16 protein-coding genes are annotated in these 19,883 nt (G+C 51.9%); 7 read left to right on the top strand and 9 right to left on the bottom strand.

The genetic code is table 11. The annotated features are described in order from the left end of the window. Positions 1-101 precede the first annotated feature (101 nt). The gene (locus tag AB3U87_RS19765; protein WP_394150219.1) at positions 102-857 is read left to right on the top strand and encodes a DUF4225 domain-containing protein; all 756 of its coding nucleotides are present in this window, start codon (positions 102-104) and stop codon (positions 855-857) included. Here the strand turns inward: AB3U87_RS19765 and AB3U87_RS19760 are convergent. Next, entirely contained in the window at positions 838-1,164 is a 327-nt protein-coding gene (locus tag AB3U87_RS19760; RefSeq protein WP_301731041.1) for a hypothetical protein, read from the bottom strand. The two genes, AB3U87_RS19765 and AB3U87_RS19760, sit on opposite strands and share 20 nt — an antisense overlap. Before the next feature lie 1,437 nt (positions 1,165-2,601). Here AB3U87_RS19760 and AB3U87_RS19755 point away from each other — a divergent pair. Beyond that, positions 2,602-2,928 (top strand): hypothetical protein, encoded by a 327-nt coding sequence (locus AB3U87_RS19755; protein ID WP_394150213.1) that lies wholly within the window; start codon positions 2,602-2,604, stop codon positions 2,926-2,928. Positions 2,929-3,911: 983 nt separating this feature from the next. On the opposite strand, the gene AB3U87_RS19750 is transcribed toward AB3U87_RS19755, so the two are convergent. The 3 genes from AB3U87_RS19750 to AB3U87_RS19740 form a co-directional block, all read right to left on the bottom strand. Then, positions 3,912-4,877 carry a ParB family protein gene (locus AB3U87_RS19750; protein ID WP_394150211.1) on the bottom strand — a complete coding sequence of 322 codons (966 nt, stop codon included), beginning with the start codon at positions 4,875-4,877 and terminating at the stop codon, positions 3,912-3,914. Continuing rightward, on the bottom strand, positions 4,874-6,079 hold the full coding sequence (locus AB3U87_RS19745; RefSeq protein ID WP_394150217.1) for an AAA family ATPase: 1,206 nt from the start codon (positions 6,077-6,079) through the stop codon (positions 4,874-4,876). The genes AB3U87_RS19750 and AB3U87_RS19745 overlap by 4 nt, the downstream gene beginning before the upstream one ends. 775 nt (positions 6,080-6,854) lie before the next feature. After that, positions 6,855-7,451: a DUF1349 domain-containing protein gene (locus AB3U87_RS19740; protein WP_394150209.1), complete on the bottom strand. Its 597-nt coding sequence runs from the start codon at positions 7,449-7,451 to the stop codon at positions 6,855-6,857. Between the two features lie 1,058 nt (positions 7,452-8,509). On the opposite strand from AB3U87_RS19740, the gene AB3U87_RS19735 reads away from it, so the two are divergent. Beyond that, positions 8,510-9,523 carry a RepB family plasmid replication initiator protein gene (locus AB3U87_RS19735; protein ID WP_301253031.1) on the top strand — a complete coding sequence of 338 codons (1,014 nt, stop codon included), beginning with the start codon at positions 8,510-8,512 and terminating at the stop codon, positions 9,521-9,523. A 660-nt stretch (positions 9,524-10,183) separates the two neighbouring features. Continuing rightward, positions 10,184-11,170, top strand: a complete 987-nt coding sequence (locus tag AB3U87_RS19730; RefSeq protein ID WP_253461358.1) for an SDR family oxidoreductase — start codon at positions 10,184-10,186, stop codon at positions 11,168-11,170. 79 nt (positions 11,171-11,249) lie between these two features. Here the strand turns inward: AB3U87_RS19730 and AB3U87_RS19725 are convergent, their stop codons facing one another. From AB3U87_RS19725 to AB3U87_RS19715, 3 genes are read right to left on the bottom strand one after another with little or no spacing between them, the layout of a single operon-like run. Further along, complete coding sequence (locus tag AB3U87_RS19725; RefSeq protein WP_253461356.1) at positions 11,250-12,029, bottom strand: TIM barrel protein; 780 nt, start codon at positions 12,027-12,029, stop codon at positions 11,250-11,252. Next, positions 12,029-13,039: a Gfo/Idh/MocA family oxidoreductase gene (locus AB3U87_RS19720; protein WP_301731068.1), complete on the bottom strand. Its 1,011-nt coding sequence runs from the start codon at positions 13,037-13,039 to the stop codon at positions 12,029-12,031. The genes AB3U87_RS19725 and AB3U87_RS19720 overlap by 1 nt, the downstream gene beginning before the upstream one ends. 14 nt (positions 13,040-13,053) lie before the next feature. Next, on the bottom strand, positions 13,054-14,502 hold the full coding sequence (locus tag AB3U87_RS19715; RefSeq protein WP_394150206.1) for a sugar porter family MFS transporter: 1,449 nt from the start codon (positions 14,500-14,502) through the stop codon (positions 13,054-13,056). A 185-nt stretch (positions 14,503-14,687) separates the two neighbouring features. Here AB3U87_RS19715 and AB3U87_RS19710 point away from each other — a divergent pair, with 185 nt between their 5' ends. Together AB3U87_RS19710 and AB3U87_RS19705 are read left to right on the top strand one after the other, a co-directional pair. Beyond that, on the top strand, positions 14,688-16,664 hold the full coding sequence (locus AB3U87_RS19710) for a sigma-54-dependent Fis family transcriptional regulator (RefSeq protein WP_394150204.1): 1,977 nt from the start codon (positions 14,688-14,690) through the stop codon (positions 16,662-16,664). A 150-nt stretch (positions 16,665-16,814) separates the two neighbouring features. After that, complete coding sequence (locus AB3U87_RS19705) at positions 16,815-17,429, top strand: TetR/AcrR family transcriptional regulator (protein WP_253461434.1); 615 nt, start codon at positions 16,815-16,817, stop codon at positions 17,427-17,429. A gap of 262 nt (positions 17,430-17,691) precedes the next feature. Here the strand turns inward: AB3U87_RS19705 and AB3U87_RS19700 are convergent, their stop codons facing one another. Continuing rightward, complete coding sequence (locus AB3U87_RS19700) at positions 17,692-18,216, bottom strand: VOC family protein (RefSeq protein ID WP_253461432.1); 525 nt, start codon at positions 18,214-18,216, stop codon at positions 17,692-17,694. A gap of 41 nt (positions 18,217-18,257) precedes the next feature. After that, entirely contained in the window at positions 18,258-18,824 is a 567-nt protein-coding gene (locus AB3U87_RS19695) for an NADPH-dependent FMN reductase (RefSeq protein WP_301253026.1), read from the bottom strand. A gap of 123 nt (positions 18,825-18,947) precedes the next feature. On the opposite strand from AB3U87_RS19695, the gene AB3U87_RS19690 reads away from it, so the two are divergent. Then, the gene (locus AB3U87_RS19690) at positions 18,948-19,877 is read left to right on the top strand and encodes a LysR family transcriptional regulator (RefSeq protein ID WP_394150201.1); all 930 of its coding nucleotides are present in this window, start codon (positions 18,948-18,950) and stop codon (positions 19,875-19,877) included. Positions 19,878-19,883 lie beyond the last annotated feature (6 nt).

Below are 19,883 nucleotides of genomic sequence, written 5' to 3'. Positions count from 1 at the left end.
GCGTCGGCATGGTTCTAGCGATCAAATGTCACCGACAGAATATGAAAACCAGTATTATCAACGGCTCGGAAGTGTCTGGATTATCCGTGGCGATTCAAACAATGATTAATCTTGAAGCCAGAAAACTGGTTAATACCGCCAATAGACTTTCTGCCTTTCACCTGCAGGATGGTCTGACCCGGATTAATTTTGTTCAGGAAATAAAACAGGTTGTCGAGCATCAATTTGCCGCTGCCCGGCGAGCGAAATCTGATGAAGAATGCATAGCATGCATCAAAAACTTGAGAGTAGAGACCGAAAACCTTGAAGAACAGGGCAGGATGCTGCGTATGAAGACAGCGAAACTTTACGCTAAAGTGGAGTTTGTCCGGGAAAATAACAAAATTGTCGGGTATGTGATTTCTGCTGTTAATGTGGTTTTGTCCGGCGTTGAAATAGCTGTTGGCCTAACCCTTATAAGTTCTATGACGCCTTTGGGCGTTCTGGCCGGTGCTGTTCTGGTTACTGATGGTGCGAACGGCATAAGTAAAGAAATTGCGCACTACGCAATGGATAACAAAAATTCGGAAGGTTTGGTTGCTGATACTGCTATGTCCACAGCTGAATTTATGGGATTCAGCCGTAATAGCGGGCTGGGAATCTATAAATCAATCTCGCTTGTTGCAAATGCATATAGCATATTCGGTCTGTTCAGACGCCCTGGAACATGGCGGTTATTTCGATATCTTCCCGCCGATTATTACAGGAAAGTCAACACCATGAGCCGTCCAAAGCTCACAATGAAGATTGTCGGTTATGGTGTTAAAGCTAAGGTCATATTTGACCTTATGTCTGTTACTAACGCGGTTCAGAACTAGTCGTTAATCTGCGATAGCGCCATGACTTGTATGCAAGTTTTGCTGGCGTCAAATACCATATAAAAGGCAGTACAATCGCAAGTGTGGCCGCAAGCGTGATGCTGGTATCTACGGATGCCAGCACCAGCGTGAGAGCAAGTACGATAAAGGCAACGATAGTAATCCACTTTGAAGCGTTAAAGCGGTTAGCAAGATCATGGGTCACGGAATCCAGCGATCCGCCATAATTAGCAATATTGTTTTTCAGTTTTTGTAGATCTGCATGGCTAAAGCCTGACTTTAGCAGCGCTGAATCGCTTACGTTCATAGCATTCCACCTTCCATCCTTAAAATGTAGAGACCTCTTTGCAGCAAGTATACACAAAAATCCTGTGCAAAGCTGGATCGTATCTAACCATAAACTGGTATTTTTTATAGATTAAACATACGCTTATATCTGTAACGTGTTTATTTACATGATTGCCACTCAAATCGCTCAATCAATATCACTTACTCGGCCTTGGGATAACCAGACTGTTACGGCACATAAAATACTTCTTTAGCATGTTCTGCTGTAATACCTGCGGTTCATTCCATTGAAATCAAAACTCACCTTAAACTGTGCCCTTTTTCAAGGATCCCCTGGCTCTATGACTTTTAGCCATATTGATTTTTGCAAGTCGGGTATCCATGGGTAGTGCCTAAGTACATCTCTCATAGGGAAAAATACCGCACTTGTCTGATAGATTAGGTGGCAGGTAAGATGCATCAGAGGAAGGGTGATGTGCCGGGATTCAAGTAGGCTGGCGGTATAAAGGCGCCTGCCTGTGCTGAAGAGAGAACATTCCCTGCCGGCGCCGGTAATGCGCGAAGCGCCCTGTTCCTGACAGGTTTCACCGATCCCATCCCCCGCCCTGCAAAGCCAGACCCGCTTGTACCGGTGAAGAACTCTTTATGCGCCGCCGGAGTGGTCATTGCAAGGCCTTTGGCCACGGGCGGTAGCTCCTCGTAAGCGCCGTCAGGCGCTTACTGGCGTGTACATGAAGCCTGAAGCGACAAACCTTAAAGCGGTACTGATTTTAGTTACATCATACTATTTAAAACCACGTCTGTTCCGGGCCTATGGCCCGGAGCGGGGCAACTTTTCAGTGAGGAGAAGCGGGTCCGGGTATCGGGATGTACATGGAGGTTACCAAAAGACTTCATGAATGCTGTAACTAATTATGTGATGGACAATGTCATCCGTATACAGTTAACTACCTTAATTTTCATAGCTACCGCGAAAGTTTTTTAATAAAGCGAGGTTTTATACCGGTAACTAAGTGGAGGGAGCGACCTTTTTAGTGCTGTCTCTGGCACACGAAAGCTACACCCTTTTTGAAGGGCATGCTGTGTTAAGGATTAATATTCGAAATTAATAGCTACCGGCCCTACTTTTGACGCTAATCTCATGTGTCGAAGTTAAGTGCTTTTCAGATGCCCCTTCGCCATTTTTCGGTTTCAACATGACCAACTCATGCGATAAAAGGCATAAGAAAAGGGGTTAGTTTAGTGAAACCTGACAAAGCTAAATTTATGTCACGGTGCCAGCGCAAAACCGTGCCCGACTGCAGTAAGTTAATAAAGGGCAATGTTAAGGCTTGAGGGCAGTATAGGGTTCCGGATCGGTATTCAGGCGCCTCGGCTGTTCGGTTTTCAGCACCGATTCCAGCGCGATGACCTGCTGAACCATTATTTTCGATGATCAGGCGACTCAGGTATGGTAATGGCCGTTCTTTCTGCCCGCTTTGGCTGCCGCAAGGGAACCCACCTGCCCTGCCGTTTCATCCAGCAGTTCATCCAGACGTTCCCCGTTCTGGCGGCTGCGTTTTTCCGGCTCGCCTGCCTGATGACTTTGTCCTGCTCCTACCTCGCCAGGTCCGTACTGATAGCCCAGTTGCGGAACTGGCCAGGTCAGGCACGGCTCTCTTCTACAGAGATGCCGCATAACGCAAAAATTTTCAGACAACCAAAGACGCAATGGCTTGTTCGGGCCGCTATCATTATCCTTCTCGTGCAGCACGATAACTTAGCGCAGCTGTTCATGTACTGATGAGGCTTCAGGCGGGCTGTTACAGGCTTTACGTCCGTTTTCATAAACCTGAAGCATGCCCCTTGCCACATCGATATGCTTCAATGGCGCCATGATTTCAGACGGATAATCGCTGTCGGGATTGTAATCGCAGTTTGCAACCAGTGTGAGGGACAGGACATCCAGCACCTGGCGGTTTTCAGAACGCGCATGTATGCGCATCGGTTTTGGTTTGAAATCCGGATCGTTGTGACGCGTATAGAGTACATATCCCGTCTGACAGAGCTTAATTAGATCCCGGTTTCTGTGCCAGTCGTGGCTTTGGAAACTTACAACTATCCTGGCTGCCAGATAAATACGTATCCTCTTATGCCCATAGTGTGTAGCTCAGATGCTTGCTCGTTCCACATTGAAGGCACATATATCTGCACCCTTAAGTCACATAATGCCCGCTTCTCCAGCGCAGATATATTTGTGACAAGCGCCAATGCATGAAAAAGTGTGATGTGCATAAAGACATCCTGCCGGATTAAAGTTGTCTGTGTTCCGACCTATGCGATGCCGACAAATCTGCCCGCAGCAAGCAGAGGGCGCAGCGTCGAAACCGCAACTGGTGCACTACAGGCAAAGATTAATACGATATCTACAAACCAAAATAGAAGATCATAGTGGGACTTTCAATATGAAAGAAATCAAAAAATAATTTATTTATCATAAATTTAAGTACATAAATTCTGTGGGGCAATTTTATGAGTGGCTGCATAATGAGCGATGCATTCTGGCGCGGCATAAATGATACTATTTAAGACAGTTATGCTTTCCAAATACGCGCCGCTCAACCTCTTCGATGATGAAGTTATTTGTAGGCTCAGAAAAAAACTCGGGACTTTCAGTATGAAAGGATCCGAGAAAAAAACTAATATTCAGTCAGTTACATACGAATTTTGGGCGGGACAATTTGACTGGCGGACGATGCCGGGATCGCCCGGCACTCGATAAACTTTCTATTCACCGCCAGGCATTTTTTCCATTATTTGCTTTATTGCCTCATCAATCTCCGCCTGTAAAGCAGGTGGAATTCGGGAGAACTCGTAGACTACCAGACGTTTTTTCAGGTCAGTTTTCTTTCTGGCATATTGACGACGATCGGCAAATTCGCGCAGTTTTACTGTTTCAACCTGCTTACCCACTGCCTGTTTTAAGCTCTTACTTTCAGCACGAATTATCGCAATAATTTTCGCTTTATCCGTACTTGCCCCCTCAGTCTCTGCAATCTGCTGCCTGACCTTTTTCATCAGTTCAGCAACAGGCATTCCTTTATTTTTAGCATCTTCAGCCACCTTGAGAAGCAAATGGTAGTCAGCCAAGGAGATATCATTGATTACGGGAAATACGGCGACCATTTCATCAGGAACCGCAGCAGCCTGGAACGCGCGCGTAACTTTAGCTGGAGAGATATTTTCCGCTCGTGCTATTTCGTCCTTGGACATACCTTTGTCGTACATCATCTCAAAACGTTTGCCCAGCTCGCGTAAACTGTGTTCCCGTGCTGTCTGGATATCAATAGCCAGCTGGCGCGCGTCTGCAATGCTGAGCTCGTCTTTGGTGACCAGTACGTCAAATTTTGTCTGGCTAAAAATACATGCGGCACGCCGGCGTGTACCGTCCAATATTTCTATACGCCCACCGACTTCGCGACCGATGGCCGGAAAAAATTGTTGCAGCTTAATGGTACGTGAGATATCACTAACTGATTCAGGCGTAAGCATGGTTTGATCACGCCCGTTAACTGCTGAGTCAACAAATGTTTTAGCCTCAATATCTCCGCTAAACACAACGGTACTGACAAATTTTGCGGTTTTACCTGATTTAAGCGTAAAGGTCCTGAAATTACCTTCCCCTTCGAGCATTTTGGCAAACTCAGAACTGCTGTTTCCCAGTACACGCCCGCGTGCTAATACCTTTTTCATTCTGCGGATCCCCTGATGAACTCAATTCGGTCAAAAACCGCCTTTGTGAAACGTTCGGCTTCTGTGCGGGCCTTTTTTAGTGCTTCTGCGCTACCGGGATAAGACACCGGATTTGCACTTATTATCGTATCGAATGATTCACCGCAGCGCTCAAATCCATCCAGGCGCGGCAAGGATGAATCCAGAATGCTGCTTGCATAAACTTCCCGCGCAAGACTGTGTGACGTTCCATGATCGCGCTTACTGGTCATCTTGGACATAAACCCGATATTTGCGCTTAAACGCGGTTCGACGCCTTCTTCTTCCAGGCGCTCCAGCATTTCAGGTAAGCGGGTCAGATATTTAAGCGTCGAATGGAAATCGACCTGTGCCGGTGGAGTGGGCGTCAACAGTAAATCACTGGCCGCCAGGCCATTAAGCAAAAACGGATCGAGGTGAGGGCCGGTATCGATAAAAATAAAATCGTAGTCGTCAGCAACACGGTCAATGATTTTTTTCCTGAGGACTTCAGAAGGCTTTGAGCCGGGCAGATGTTCTGCAACCAGTGACTCCCACTGGCTGGCCACAAAACCATCATCAATGGATGCCGGTATCACATCCACGCCAGGGATGATCGTCGGGCGGATGACGGTTTCGCGTAATGTTTCCGCATCAAGATCGTTCAACATAGCCTGCGCAGCAGTCTCAAGAACCGACCCGATACTGTGGGTATGATCCAGGAACATGGTGCTTGATGCCTGAGGGTCGAGATCTATTACCAGAATCCGCAAATCATGACGCAACAAATCCTGATGTACACGTAGTGCATGTGCCAACGTTACGGTGCTGACGGTCTTCGATACCCCACCTTTCAGGTTTACCACAAAAATCACATAAGGTTCCTGATGTATATCCCGGTATTTAGGAATTTTGCGATGCGCATAGATATCTATAACGTTTTGAATTGTTAATGCATATTGTTCAACGTTACCGACCTGCTTTTTGTTGAAATCATAACCCTGTTCTTCCATTTCTTTCATGGATTGTTCGACGATACGGCGGCTCAGTTTAGGTAGCTTTGCCACTGCATTGCGAGTATAAGTCTGATGGTACTCTGTCAGGTTAAACTCTTTCCGCTGCTCCTCAATATCCCGGCTCATCGCCTGCAGTAAAGAACTTGCTCTCAAAGCTATCGTACCAACACCACCGTAATCGCGTTTCATCATTATTCCTCGGTTATAATCCCTTGCCTGAACGGGCATCTCAGCAAAAACAATTGTACATACACCCGGCCAACGTACAACAAAAAATAGCCAGGCAAAAAAAAATTGTACGTAATCATTTTAATTGACGCTCAACCTGAAATCAGGTGGCCTGGAAGCGCGATAGAAAGATTTGCTATCCGGCGTAAACCGGCATCATTGAATCCAGGGTAGGGCAAACAATGGTGCGAATGTGTGATGAGGATAAAAAAGGCATTTCGCCTTTCCATGCGTTACGTTGTTAGCGATAGTGGGCACGCTTTCCGGTGCAAGCTCAATGTTGTCCATCACAACAGTGAGTGGTTGAGCATGCGCCTCGTTATGATGTCGTTTCCATCAGGGTTAACCTGTCCTGCAAACTGCTGAACGACGACCTCTGGGAGCTCGATATCATTAAGAGAGATCCGATGAACGTGCGTAGAAAGTTCTGTTAGTTACCGCAATTCAGGAAACCGCTGGGGTTTGGACTGGTGAAATAGCTTCCGGATGCGCCGGAGAGTAAGTCTTGCCGTCTGCATCCGGAGGATCGGCAGAATGAACTCAAATCATTTGTGGGATACCTTTCCTACAGAAGCACAAACGGACCAGGGTAGAAAGAATGGCAAACATTAAGCCAAGAAATACTTGATACCCTGCATTAAATGCAAATGCTTGCAGCCTTAGCGTAAGCTTTTCCTGTTCGCCTCTTATAGCCTGAACAAAGTTATGGCCTTTTTGCCGGGATCCTGATACGAATTCATGTCAAATCGTGAAGCGATTTGCTCAAAGGAGGCCCGAGCCTGAACTCGTCAAATGTTATTTCAAGTCCTTCTCTCTCCGGGGTGCAGCCCATCACGCCGATAAAACGTTTTTTTATATCTGGCCAGTGACATAGCCTCAGCAACGGCCATTTTTTACTATCTGTCGAATACTGGATCCTTAAGGCCTCGTTTTCCAGCGTAGCGCGCATCCAGAAAGTTTGCGGATCGCCGGGAAAAAGACCGGTTGACCAGTCAGAGGTTTTACGCGTAACCACGCACCCTATAGATGACAGATCGTCATTAAATTCAATCCCAGCTTTAACCCAATGATGTTCGTCATCCTGCAAAAAAATACCTGCCTGGTCATACAGATGGCAGAAATTCGCCATGATTTTTACCTGAAGGGTAAAGTCGTTCTCCACGTAAAATCCATACGCATGTCCGGTATGCCGCTGAAAACCGTAATAGGTTTGACGCCAGAAATCCGTGTTGAGCGCGGTAGTTAACTGTAGTTTTCCATTTTCCAGTGAATAGTTATCGGGCTCGTTGATCCAGTTGCCTTCGCCTGCTTCCAGTGAATCCACAACAATCATAAGCCTTCCCCATGTTGAGCGTATATCAGACCCTGTTTTTTGAATTCCCGTTTATTCAGCAAACCGCAATATAAGCTTTTAGTCACAAGCGGTTAGCCAGAGGCGGTCAGTCAGGGCATTACGCATTAAAAACGAGAGTCTGGTTTCCCGGGCGCAAGGTTAAAATCCTGGCATGGGAAGTATTGTCAGCGTAGCTGATTATTGTGGCATGGGTTCTCTCAATGCATATATTGCTTTTTTAGCGGTGCCTTAATGTGCAACTAAAGCCAATGTTAATTAGTACATTTTATCCGCTGTGATCCCCTTGCATATGTGAAAAGTCGCTGCCAGTTGAAAGCACTTATCTATTTTTTTCAAATCAGTCAGACCATGCTGCGGTCTTAGTTTTGATATCGAACATCAAAAGGTGGTAAGAGGCGTAGTGTACCAATAGTGATAGCCAGTTTTTCCTTATTATTCACAGGCCAGATCCAATCAATCGATCCTGAATAGATCCTTCTAAGATCCCTAAGAGATCCCCGGAGTCGCTCAGCCCTTATCTGGCCTGTCCTGGAAGGGGGTTACTATCCACTGTGGTGAGTAAAATAACCACTGTAATAAGCTAAATAACCGCTATAACGAGTAAAACATCCACGCTGGACAGTAGTTAAAAACCACTGTAGTGAGTATCATGCCAATTTGCCTGTAGATAACTGATGATTAAGCAGTTGCCGCTGTAGCATTGCCTGTAGCGGGTTTGCTGAACCTTTGTATTATCCGGACACAGCTTTAACCCATAGCTATCCACAGGCTCCTGAAAATAAGATTTTTTTATCCACTGGTTCGATCCAATAACAGATCATATAAAGAACCAGAAAGACCCATAAAGATCCCCGCGCTTCGCAAGGCCTGCCGTAACTGGCCTGAGAAGGGATCGTTAACCACTGTGGTAAGTAAAAAAACTACTGTAGAGAGTAATAAATCCACTATAGCAAGTAGCCTGACCACTACGGTGAGTGTTAGTATCCACTGTAACCAGTAACGGCGAATATCGCTTGTTCATATCACGGGTTTGTAAAATGCCGAAAAAAGAACAAGAAATCAGTCAGATAGATGCAGCTTTTTGTGAAACGGACAAGAAGACGGGAGAGGTTATCAACCTGACTCCTAACAGTAACAATACCGTTCAGCCGGTGGCGCTGATGCGGCTTGGGCTGTTTGTACCCACGCTTAAATCGACGGCGCGGGGCAGAAAAAACCAGATGTCGACCATGGATGTCACTGACGAGCTGAAACAGCTGTCGATCGTTAAATCCGAAGGGTACGAAAATATCAGGATAACCGGTGCCCGGCTTGATATGGATAACGATTTCAAAACCTGGGTCGGCATTATCCATGCCTTTGCCAAATATAAGGTGCTGGGAGACAGCGTAACGCTGCCGTTCGTCGATTTCGCTAAACTGTGCGGCATCCCTTCTGTACGCTCTTCAGCGAAGCTGAGAAGCCGTCTGGATGCTTCCCTGACCCGCATTGCGACCAATACTATTCAGTTCAGCAACAAAGAAGGGGAGTATTACGTCACGCATCTGGTGCAGTCAGCCAAATACAGCACTAAAACCGACAGTGTTACTCTCCAGGCCGATCCCAAGATTTTTGAGCTCTATCAGTTCGATAAAAAGGTGCTTCTTCAGCTCAGAGCCATCAACGAGCTGTCCCGTAAAGAGTCTGCACAGGCCCTTTATACTTTTATCGAAAGCCTGCCGCCTTCACCAGCGCCCATATCCATGGCCCGCCTGCGCGCTCGCCTGAACCTCACTTCGCGTACCATCACGCAAAACGCGACCGTCCGTAAAGCGATGGAGCAGCTGAGGGAGATCGGCTACCTGGACTACACCGAGATTAAGCGAGGCAAAATCGTCTATTTCGTCATCCACTACCGGCGGCCAAAGCTCAGACCGGCAGAAATCCCGCTTGGCCTGCCCGATTTGCCTGAGGACGAGATTGAGGAAACCGTACCCCAGGGCGAAATGGTTATGCTTTCGCGAGAAGAGCTGGAACTGTTAGAAAAGATCCGTAGCGGTAAAAAACCGTAACCACTGTGGAGAGCAAAAGCGCCAGCAACCACTGCGATGAGCGTCAGTTTGCTCCTGTAAGTCACCGTTATGTCGGATAAGCAACCACTGTAATGAGAGGCGGATCTCATTACAGTGGTTGTTGAGCCAGCGTTAAGCAAGTCAGGCTCAAATACCTTCCTGCCTGGCTTTACCAAAACATGACTCTAGCCAGACACGCTGTACGCCTCGCTATTAAAGGTCACGCTCACCAGAGTGGATACATTTTTACCGCCGTTTTACTCACTATAGTGGTTATTACTCCCCATAGTGGTTTATTACTTTCCGCAGTGGTCAAAAGTTTACGCCTTTTTACTCGCTTCAGTGGTTAAGCGGAAACTGCCCGGCAGAAACCAGGAAGGGCGTTTTCTTCATTCTGAGAGCGGCGGTTGGTCACCTACGAAATGATATTAATGCTTTATATCGCTCGAGATGGACTGCTCTCGGGAGCTCGCTGACTACAGTCATCTTCGTGCGCACAATGCGGCAGGACAGCAGGCGTTCCTTCCATTTATTGATCCCTGTTCTGCAATCAACCAGCTATTTTTCAGCAGCCTGCCATACTCTGTTAACGAAAATTCGTGCGTTTATCATTTTTTATTTATCAGACGGCTGTGACGCAGCGGTTTATGAGGGCCAGATATGTTGCAGGAAAAAGTAGCGGTAATTACAGGTGGGACTTCTGGCGTAGGACGCGCCAGCGCACAGGCCTTTGCTGAAGCAGGCTATGCGGTAGCGGTGATTGGCCGTAGTGAACAAAGCGTAAAAGAGACTATTGAAGAGTTAAAACTGTTTGGTGTACAGGCATCGGGCGCGGCAGTAGATGTGGCAGACGGCGGCGCGCTGTTGGCGGCCGGTCGTAAAATCGAAGCCGAACTTGGTCCGATCAACGTCTGGGTTAACGCAGCCATGCTGACCGTGCTGGCGCCCGTTACGCAAATTACTGACGAAGAATTCCAGCGCGTCACCGATGTGACCTATCTGGGCTGCGTTCACGGCACCCGTACTGCGCTAACGCTGATGGGGGAACGTGACGAGGGGATTATCGTACAGGTAGGCTCAGCGCTCGCTTATCGTTCGGTTCCGCTACAGTCCGCTTACTGCGCGGCCAAAGCGGCAATCAGGGGCTTTACGGATTCGCTGCGCAGCGAGCTGCTGCATAACAACAGTTCGATTCGGCTGACTATGGTGCATCTGCCGGGCGTTAATACCCCTCAGTTTGACTGGTCGCGTAACAAAATGGGCAACACCGTTCAGCCTATGCCGCCCATTTTCCAGCCGGAGGTCGCCGCCAGAGCCATTCTTAAAGCCGCGCGCCATGCGCCGCGGGAAGTGTGGGTCGGGCGTTCCACATTCCAGTCCATCGTGGGCAATATGCTGTTCCCGGGCCTGCTGGATCGTATGATGGCAAAACAGGGCTGGAGCGGCCAGATTACCGAGGAGCCGGAGGTCGCTGGCCGGCCGGATAACCTGCATCAGTCCGTCGAAGGACTGCACCGCAGTCACGGCCGTTTTGATGAAAAAGCGGAGCAGCGTGCGCTTAATCTGAACGTCAACAACCCCGGATTGACCATTCTGGGCGTTGCTGCCGTGGCCTGGCTGGGATTACGCAGCTTGCGGCGCCGTTAAAGCCTCTGCACGGGCAGGAGGTGAGCATATCGCAATTTTTGAGTAAAAGGCGCTCACAGAGCGCCAGTTACCGCGAAAACTACTGCGTAAAGGCCTCGCGGAAGGCCTCCAGCGCCGCTGCCGAATCATCCGATGCCCAGCCTTCCAGCGCGACCGTGCCGTGATAGTCAATCTCCCGAAGCGCTCGCGCCACCGCCTTGTAATTGATCTCACCGGTGCCGGGCTCTTTACGGCCCGGTACGTCAGCTACCTGAATCTCACCGATATGTTTCTGGCTTTTACGGATCAGCTCAATCAGGTTGCCTTCGCCGATCTGTGCGTGATACAGGTCGAGATTCATTTTCAGCGCGGGGCTGTTAACGGCGCTGACCAGCGCCAGCGTATCGGCCGCCAACGCAAACGGCGTTCCCGGATGGTCAACGGGCAGATTGAGGTTTTCCAGCGTAAATATTCGTCCGGCGCGTTCGCCCATTCGCGCCAGCTGACGTAAGGTTTCCACAGCCTTAAGCCACATCGCACCAGTCACCACCTCGACCGGTTTTACCGGTAATCCTTTGTCATCCAGACCGGTTCCGTGAAGATTTAAAGCCGGACACCGTAGCCGCTCTGCGATCGCCAGCGAGGCTTCAGCGCTTTGCAGCAGCTGCCGGATATCGTCGTCATCGGTCAGATTACCGCTGAGATAGCCTGTCATGGAGGTGAAGCGCGCGCCGGTGGCGGCCAGCGCATCAATGTCTTTACCGGCCCATCCCCAGATTTCGACACCAAACCCCAGCGCATGAATACGCTTTACCCGCTCCACAAACGGCAGATCGAGGAAGACCATTTCGGCGCAAACGGAAAGCTGATAGCTGTTCATTAGCGTGCGTCCAGTTTGACGGGCTGACATTGTTTAACTGATTCAATGCAGGCCAGCGCAATTTCGAGCGCGTTACGCGCATCTTTGCCCGTAGCACGCGGCGTTTCGCCGGTGCGGATACAGCGCGCAAATTCGGCCATCTCCGTCACATAGGCTTCACGCAGCAGCTCGGAATCCATGCGGGAAGTTTCAATAACAATGCCGCCCTCGTGATAGCGCACGCAGTTGGTAGCGTTGATATTGCCCGCCTGCAGCATGCCTTTGCTGCCAAAGACTTCACCGCGGACGTCATAGCCATAGACCGCCTGAAAATTGGCTTCCGCCGTCGCGATGGCGCCATTGTCAAAGCGGATAGTCACTACTGAGGTATCCAGCAGGCCTTTGTCTTTAAAATCCGGACGCACCAGCGCGTCGGCCAATGCGTAAACCTCCACCGGTTTTGCGCCGGGGTTAAAATGCAGCAGCGTATCGAAATCATGGATAAGCGTTTCAAGAAAAATGGTCCACTGCGGGATGGGGGCCGGATCGCGCAAGGCCGGATCGCGAGTGACCGAACGGCTTAACTGAGTCGTGCCGTTCACGCCCGATTTCACCGCCGCAATCGCAGCGGCAAAGCCGCCGTCAAAACGACGGTTAAAGCCGACCTGCAATACCACACCGGCATGGCTGGCCGCCGCGATCGCACGGTCCGCTTCCTCAAGGGTTACCGCCATCGGCTTTTCGCAAAAGACGTGTTTTCCCGCGCTGGCGGCCGCTATGACCCATTCAGCATGAGTACGTGCGGGGGCAGCAATAGCAATGGCGTCAATGTCCGGGTCCTGCAACAGCGCATGAAGATCGCTGTAGGCTTTTGCCACGCCGAGCTTTTGCGCCAGCTTTTCCGCCGCGCCGGGCTGCGGATCGGCTACGGCCGCCAGCGTCGCGCCCGGCACGCGCCAGGCAAGGTTTTCAGCATGGAAACTGCCCATCCTTCCTGCACCGATAAGTCCCACTCGTACAGTTTTCATCATCACAGCACTCCTTATTATTTAGTGTTTGCCCAGTCGGGCAGGGAAGATTGTTCAGCGGGCCGCGTCGCCCTGGCTGCGAAGCGGCGGGATTTGGAAAGCATCAGCGGTTCGATATGTTCAAGAGAGACGCCACGCGTTTCCGGCAGGAAGCGCTGTACGAACCAGAACGCTACCAGGCATCCCACCGTGCACAGCATCAGCGGAAAAGCGCCGTGGAAATGCGTCATCAACAGGGCGCTGCGGTTCATCATGGGGAAGCTTTGCGTGACGATAAAATTCGCCACATACATGGAAGAGAAGGCGAAACCCATCGCCACGGCGCGCATGCGATTAGGGAAAATCTCTGAAATTAGCAGCCACGCGCCAAGACTCCACGACAGCCCGAAAATCAGAACGAAGGCCACCAGCCCAATCACCGGCAGCATGCCGTCAATCTGCGCGATAAACGCCCATGAGGTGAACATCAGGCACAGCGCGCATCCTATTGCGCCCCAGCGCAGCAGCGGCTTCCGGCCAAAGCGGTCGATGGTGCTCAGACAGACTGCCACGCCCGCCAGCAGCGCCACGCCCAGAAAAATGCTCTGGAACAGCGAATCCTGGGTGCTGCCGGTAATGTTCTGCAGCAGGGACGGCGCGTAATAAAGCAGGATATTGATACCGGAAACCTGCTGCAAAATGGCGATCGCGCAGCCTGTCAGCAAAATGTAGCGTGCACGCGGGTCGCGCAGAATGCCGCGCTGGCTGGACTGGGCAGGTGCGTCCTGAGAAGAAGCCAGAATTTCCGTGAGTAAACGCTCGGCGTGTTGCGCGTTGGACAGGCGGGTCAGCACCTGGCGAGCGCGATCCGTGTTACCTTTCAGCGCCAGCCAGCGGGGAGATTCCGGCATCAACGGCACCAGCAGCAGGAACAGCGCGCAGGGCACCACGCCGGAAGCCAGCATCCAGCGCCAGCCCTCGCTGACGATCCAGGCATGCGGCATACCGCGCGCAATCAGATAGTTAACGATATACACCGTGACCTGGCCGCCAACCATCAGCATTTGCTGCAGGCCAAGCATACGGCCGCGCCAGTCCTTGGGGGAGATTTCCGCGATATAGAGAGGGGTAATCGCTGACGCCATTCCTACCGCCAGCCCGCCAATTAGTCGATAGAGCACAAAACCCGTCAGCGAATGGGCGAGAGCGGATCCCACGGCGGAAATAACAAAGAGTACGGCGGTAATAATCAACGTGGACTTGCGCCCGATACGGTCTGAAACGTATCCCACGCCCCATGCGCCCGCCACGCACCCCAGAATAACGTTTGAAACGGCCCAGCCGCTTTCCCACGCAGAAAGGTTGAGATGTTCTGTTAAAGGCTCAATTACGCCGGAGATCACCGAAGCGTCATAGCCAAGGATCACGCCGCTGAGTGAAGCAATCGAACAGATGAAAAGAATCAACCGGATATTATGTTTACGCATCAAAACCCCTTTCCTTTTAACGCTTTCAACGTGTCTGTAAGAGGTATTGCAAAGGGCATGCCAACCGGTAAGGGGCCTGTAATGTGAAGTACCACACAGTTAGAGATCACAAACTGGAAACAAAATTTACATGTCAACTTAACATGTAAATAAAATGGACATTCCAGACCTTAAAGGATGTGTAGATGAAAAACCTGAGCCGGCTACCCTTTAAAGACGAGAGCGATCCTATCTTCAGCCTGCCGGACAGCACGGAAGTCACGGAGTGGGACAGCCTGCTGTGGCAAGGCTGGCACAGCTTTACGGGCGGCAAACAGCCGGGCTGGATGCGGCAAAGCATTTTGCATTCCTGGCAGCGTTCTCGGGCGCTTAATATCGATCCGGAAACGTTCAGCTATATTTCCCCATCGCCAGACGAACTGGCCGCTATCCTGGAACAAAATGCAGAGATGATTCAGGTTGCGCGCAGCATTATGGAAAACCTGCTGGCCTATAATCCGGACGGCCATATCAACCTGACGGATGCTGACGGGGTAACCTTGTATTATTGCGGTACCGATCTGACGCCCGTTGGCAGCATTTTGCGTGAGGAGGTGCTGGGCACCAACTGTACCGCGCGCTGCCTGATCGAACAGCGGCTGGTATACGTGTTAAGCGGTGAAAACTGGAAGCTGGATCTGCGTAGAAGGCATCGGCAGTGCGCCGCCGCGCCGGTGCGTGATAAGAACGGCAAGCTGGCTGGCGTGCTGACGCTTACCGCCACGCCGGATAAGTTCAACACGCACACGCTGGGCACCGTTCAGGCAGCGGCGGAGACGATAGGCCAACAGCTGCAGCTGCGTCATTTGCTCGCCGAGCAGCAATCTATCCTGGAAACGCTGAATGAAGGGGTAATCGTCTGTGACCGCCACGGCAGCATCAAAACGCTTAATCGCTATGCCCGCCAGATTTTTTGTGGCCTCGATCCGGAAGCGGGATCCATTGATGCGCTGCTGCGTCCGCAGGACGTCTCGCTGCTCAGCCTGCCTTTCTGTAACGATCGCGAGCTGCTTTTTATGCCCGGGGGCAAAGAGCCGGTCTCCTGCCTGGTTTCACTGATGCCCGCGCCTGACGGCGGGCGCGTATTGTCTCTGCGCGAAAACCAGCGTATCCGCGCCATTACCCGGCGGGTGATGGGCGTGAGCGCCAGCTATACGTTCGATATGATCCGCGGCTATTCGCTGCCGCTGCAGCAGGCTATTCAGCAGGCAAGGGCCAGTAGCCGCACCGACAGCACCGTGCTGTTGACGGGTGAAAGCGGCACGGGTAAGGAGCTGTTTGCCCAGGCGATCCATAATGCCGGCCCGCGCCAGCAGGAGCCTTTCGTGGCGCTGAACTGTGGCGCGCTGCCGCGGGATCTGGTACAGAGCGAGCTGTTTGGCTACGCTGATGGCGCATTTACCGGCTCGCGGCGAGGCGGATCGGCCGGAAAATTTGAGCTTGCCGACGGCGGAACGCTGTTTCTCGACGAAATTGGCGAAATGCCGCTGGAAGCACAAACCAGCCTGCTTCGGGTGATCCAGGAAAGCGAAGTGGTGCGTATTGGCGCCGCGCATCCTCTTAAGGTCAACGTCCGGATTATTGCCGCTACCCACTGTAATTTGTCCGATGCCGTGGAGAAAGGCGCTTTCCGCCGCGATCTGTACTATCGCCTCAATGTTGTTTCCCTCAATATTCCCCCGCTACGCGAGCGGCGTGAAGACATTCCGGGCCTGGTAAATACTTTCATTCAGGCGCTTTGTAACCGGCTGAAGCGCATCGCCCCGGCTGTTTCACCGCAGGCGATGGCCTGTTTACAGGCCTGGCAATGGCCCGGCAACGTGCGCGAGCTGGAAAACCTGGTCGAACGGATGGTGAATTTATGCGAGGGGATGGAAATCAGCCAGCAGGATCTGCCCGAGGAGATGCGACAGGGAGATCCTGTTGCTCAGCCAGCGTCCGGGCAGGCTTCGCTGCATGAAAAAGAGCGCCAGCACGTGCTCGAGGTGTTGAGTGCAAATAAGGGAAATATGCGTCAGTCGGCCCGGCTTCTGGGAATTTCACGCACTGCGCTTTACAATAAATTAAATCAGTGGCAGGTGGATCTCATTGCCCTGCGCAAAAACATGCGCAGCCCGGTGTAGGCTGGTGAAGCATGACGGCACAGTTGCACAGCGCGTACAACGTCAGTGCCGGAAAAACACTAAGCGGGCCCGATGTGCGTTAAAATGGTGACCAGACTATATTGCGGTCACATTTCGTTAACGGGAGCTCACTGAGCGAAGCTAAAAAAAATGACTGAACAAAAACTTCCTGCCGCCACGCGCGGCCCGTCCGATCACACCCTTCGTGACCAGATTGTCAATGCCGCCATGGAGTACTTCAGCCATTACGGCTTTGAGAAAACCACCGTGTCCGATCTGGCTCGCTCGGTGGGCTTCTCCAAGGCGTATATCTATAAGTTCTTCAGTTCAAAACAGGAGATAGGTGAAGTCATCTGCGCCAGCTGCCTTACGCAGATAACCCAACGTCTGAACGCCGCGCTGGAAGAGGCGCCTTCGGCCACGGAGAAAATGCAGTGCCTTTTTCAGACGCTTACGGTGGCGGGGAGCGAGCTGTTTTTTCGGGAACGCCGCCTTTTTGATATCGCTGCTGCGGCTTCGCGCGATCGCTGGTCGTCGGCAGAGCGGTATGAAGCCTGGCTGCGCGAAACCACCGTTGCCATTCTGCGCGAGGGGCGCGAGGCGGGAGAGTTTGAGCGTAAAACGCCGCTGGACGAAACGGCTGCCGCTGTTTATCTGGTGCTCAGGCCCTACGCCGATCCGGTGCAGCTGCAGGCCGCCCTTGATACGGCCAAAGAAGATGCCAGCCGCCTGGCTGCGCTGGTGCTGAGAAGCCTTGCGCCTTGATTGCCTATTTTTTGGGGCATGGCTCAGAGAAGGGCGCACTTATGCTGCTATTAAATAAGATAACTTATGCGCTGGCCCGATCCCTTTTTGCCCGCCTGCCTGCTGACCGCGCATGGCGACAGCCAGCGCGGCCAGGCTGCGTCAAGAGGCGCTGACAGACCTTAAAAGCGCTCAGCAGAGAGATGCGGCGGGAGTCGGGGCAACGGTGAATTGCCCCCGTTATTGGCTTTTAGAAAAAGTCAGGCCTGCGCAACCACGATATTTACGGCTTCCAGCGTCGCAGGGAAGTACTTTCTTCATAGGGAAGCCTGGAAGGCAGTGAGATTAATTCAATTACGCTGCCCCAGGGCGTCCGGCCGTAGCAGAAAAAGTTATTGTCTCCTGCCTCGGTCGGAAACATCAGCGGCTGCGGAGACGTAAACATTTTCCCGCCGGCACGCTCAAACAGGCCGATGGCTTCGTTAATGTCATCAACGTAAACGGCAAAATGCTGGATGCCGTAATCGCTGGGCCGTACGGGCTGATGCTGCTCCGGCCCCTGCATTTCAAACAGCTCAAGGCCGGGGCCGTGCTGTAGTTTCATCATCCTGACCGTGGTGATTCTGGTTCCCGGAAACAGGTTCAGGATACTTTCCGTCTCTTCGCCTTTCACGTCGTCGTCCGAGGGCGACACGGAGTCGTAGATAACTTCAGCCCCAAAAGCTTCTGAAAAGAAGCGGGTTGCTTCTTCAATATCAGAAACGGTGATGCCAACATGGTCCATACCGCGAACGGTGCCGGTAGACATAATTTCCTCCAAAGATTTTACAGACAGGGTAAAGGTGTTGCTCAGCTCTGCTTTACCGCCATTTCTGCCAGCGCGCTGAGCTGAGCCGCAATCAGGCTGCGGGTATCCGCATCCGTTATGGTGCAGCTTTGCGGATCGAGCCGGGATGAAGCCTGGCTAATCATCACTTCAGGCTTGTTCAGGACGCTGCCGTCCAGAAAGACCAGGATCTGACGCAGATGATATTGTGCCCGGGCGCCGCCTATGGCACCGGGCGAGGCCGTCAGTATGGCGACGGGTTTGCCGGCAACCGGCGTGTCGGACAGGCGTGAAAGCCAGTCCAGGGCATTTTTAAGGGCACCCGGCACGGAATAGTTATATTCAGGCGTGACGATAATCAGCGCGTCCGCTGCCGAGATCGCTTTGCCCATTGCCATCACGGTCTCGGGAAATCCCTGGGCTTGCAGATCGGCATCATAGTGCGGGATATCGCCCACAGAGCCGAGCGGGCTGATGTCCACGCCTGGCGGCGCCAGCGCAGCAAGATTTCGCGCCACAACCGCATTGAAAGACCCTGCCCGAAGGCTGCCCAGCAGGGACACGAACGTAAGGGGTTTTGTCTGTGACATAACGATTTCCCGGTTCAGACGAATTTTCCGGCCGTGGCCGGTCGTGTGTTTATATGCTGACTTCAGTCTGGTATAGAATTAAACATCGATAAACACGCTATAAGTCGCCAGTGAGTAAACTTTATGTCTACCGAATTAACGGCCGAATCCCTGCGGGGGATCACGAATTTTGTTATCACGGCAAAATCGAGCAGTTTTACCGAGGCCGCAGAGCAGCTGGGCATCACAAAATCCGCGGTCGGCAAGAGCGTGGCAAGGCTGGAGGAAAGGCTGGGTACACGGCTGTTCCACCGTTCAACCCGTAAACTGAGCCTGACCAGCGATGGAGAAGCCTATCTGACAAGCTGCCTGTCGGCGCTGGAAATCCTGGACTCTGCTGAAAACATGCTCAGCAGACGTCAGGACAACCCTGCGGGCACGGTTCGTATCGATATGCCGGCATCATTTGGTCGCAACCTGATGATGCCGATACTGCTGGAGCTGACAGCCCGCTATCCGGCTTTGCGGCTGGCGCTGACCTTTAATGACCGTCTTATCGATCCGGTTGAGGAGGGGGTGGATCTGGTGCTGCGCCTGGGCGAACTGCAGAGCACGGATGAGCTGATTGCCCGGCGCCTGAGCCGGCAGCGTCTTTTCCTGTGCGCGTCCCCCGGTTATATTGAACAACACGGCGTGCCTGACGACATTGAAGCGCTGAAAAAGCACCGCTGCGTAATGGGCTTCCGGCGCGGGGCGCCCCTTGCCTGGCGGCTACGTCCGGTGGCAGAGCGGGAAATAAAGTTTATATCCGGTACGGCGCATCAGATAAGCGACGGCGACGCCATGCTGCTGGCCTGTCTGGCAGGGGCAGGGGTTGCGCAGTTTCCGGAGTCGATGGTGGGCAGCCATATCACCGCCGGCCATCTTGTTACCATCATGGCCGACCATATGCCGGTTCCGGTTGCGCTTAGCGTGGTCTGGCCCCGGACACGCCATCTCATCCCGAAAGTCCGGATTATTGTGGACGAACTGCTGAAAAAAGCCGACGAGGGTTATTTCGGCGAGCTCAGGTAGCGTTTT

Source organism: Erwinia plantamica (assembly GCF_043420595.1).
Lineage (GTDB): Bacteria > Pseudomonadota > Gammaproteobacteria > Enterobacterales > Enterobacteriaceae > Erwinia > Erwinia aeris.
This window is presented reverse-complemented; position numbering and strand designations above follow the sequence as displayed.

Excerpts from the sequence above, each read along its gene's own strand:
- AB3U87_RS19765 (WP_394150219.1), top strand. The coding sequence starts at position 102 with ATGATTAATCTTGAAGCCAGAAAACTGGTTAATACCGCCAATAGACTT.
- AB3U87_RS19760 (WP_301731041.1), bottom strand. The coding sequence starts at position 1,164 with ATGAACGTAAGCGATTCAGCGCTGCTAAAGTCAGGCTTTAGCCATGCA.
- AB3U87_RS19755 (WP_394150213.1), top strand. The coding sequence starts at position 2,602 with ATGGCCGTTCTTTCTGCCCGCTTTGGCTGCCGCAAGGGAACCCACCTG.
- AB3U87_RS19750 (WP_394150211.1), bottom strand. The coding sequence starts at position 4,877 with ATGAAAAAGGTATTAGCACGCGGGCGTGTACTGGGAAACAGCAGTTCT.
- AB3U87_RS19745 (WP_394150217.1), bottom strand. The coding sequence starts at position 6,079 with ATGAAACGCGATTACGGTGGTGTTGGTACGATAGCTTTGAGAGCAAGT.
- AB3U87_RS19740 (WP_394150209.1), bottom strand. The coding sequence starts at position 7,451 with ATGATTGTTGTGGATTCACTGGAAGCAGGCGAAGGCAACTGGATCAAC.
- AB3U87_RS19735 (WP_301253031.1), top strand. The coding sequence starts at position 8,510 with ATGCCGAAAAAAGAACAAGAAATCAGTCAGATAGATGCAGCTTTTTGT.
- AB3U87_RS19730 (WP_253461358.1), top strand. The coding sequence starts at position 10,184 with ATGTTGCAGGAAAAAGTAGCGGTAATTACAGGTGGGACTTCTGGCGTA.
- AB3U87_RS19725 (WP_253461356.1), bottom strand. The coding sequence starts at position 12,029 with ATGAACAGCTATCAGCTTTCCGTTTGCGCCGAAATGGTCTTCCTCGAT.
- AB3U87_RS19720 (WP_301731068.1), bottom strand. The coding sequence starts at position 13,039 with ATGATGAAAACTGTACGAGTGGGACTTATCGGTGCAGGAAGGATGGGC.
- AB3U87_RS19715 (WP_394150206.1), bottom strand. The coding sequence starts at position 14,502 with ATGCGTAAACATAATATCCGGTTGATTCTTTTCATCTGTTCGATTGCT.
- AB3U87_RS19710 (WP_394150204.1), top strand. The coding sequence starts at position 14,688 with ATGAAAAACCTGAGCCGGCTACCCTTTAAAGACGAGAGCGATCCTATC.
- AB3U87_RS19705 (WP_253461434.1), top strand. The coding sequence starts at position 16,815 with ATGACTGAACAAAAACTTCCTGCCGCCACGCGCGGCCCGTCCGATCAC.
- AB3U87_RS19700 (WP_253461432.1), bottom strand. The coding sequence starts at position 18,216 with ATGTCTACCGGCACCGTTCGCGGTATGGACCATGTTGGCATCACCGTT.
- AB3U87_RS19695 (WP_301253026.1), bottom strand. The coding sequence starts at position 18,824 with ATGTCACAGACAAAACCCCTTACGTTCGTGTCCCTGCTGGGCAGCCTT.
- AB3U87_RS19690 (WP_394150201.1), top strand. The coding sequence starts at position 18,948 with ATGTCTACCGAATTAACGGCCGAATCCCTGCGGGGGATCACGAATTTT.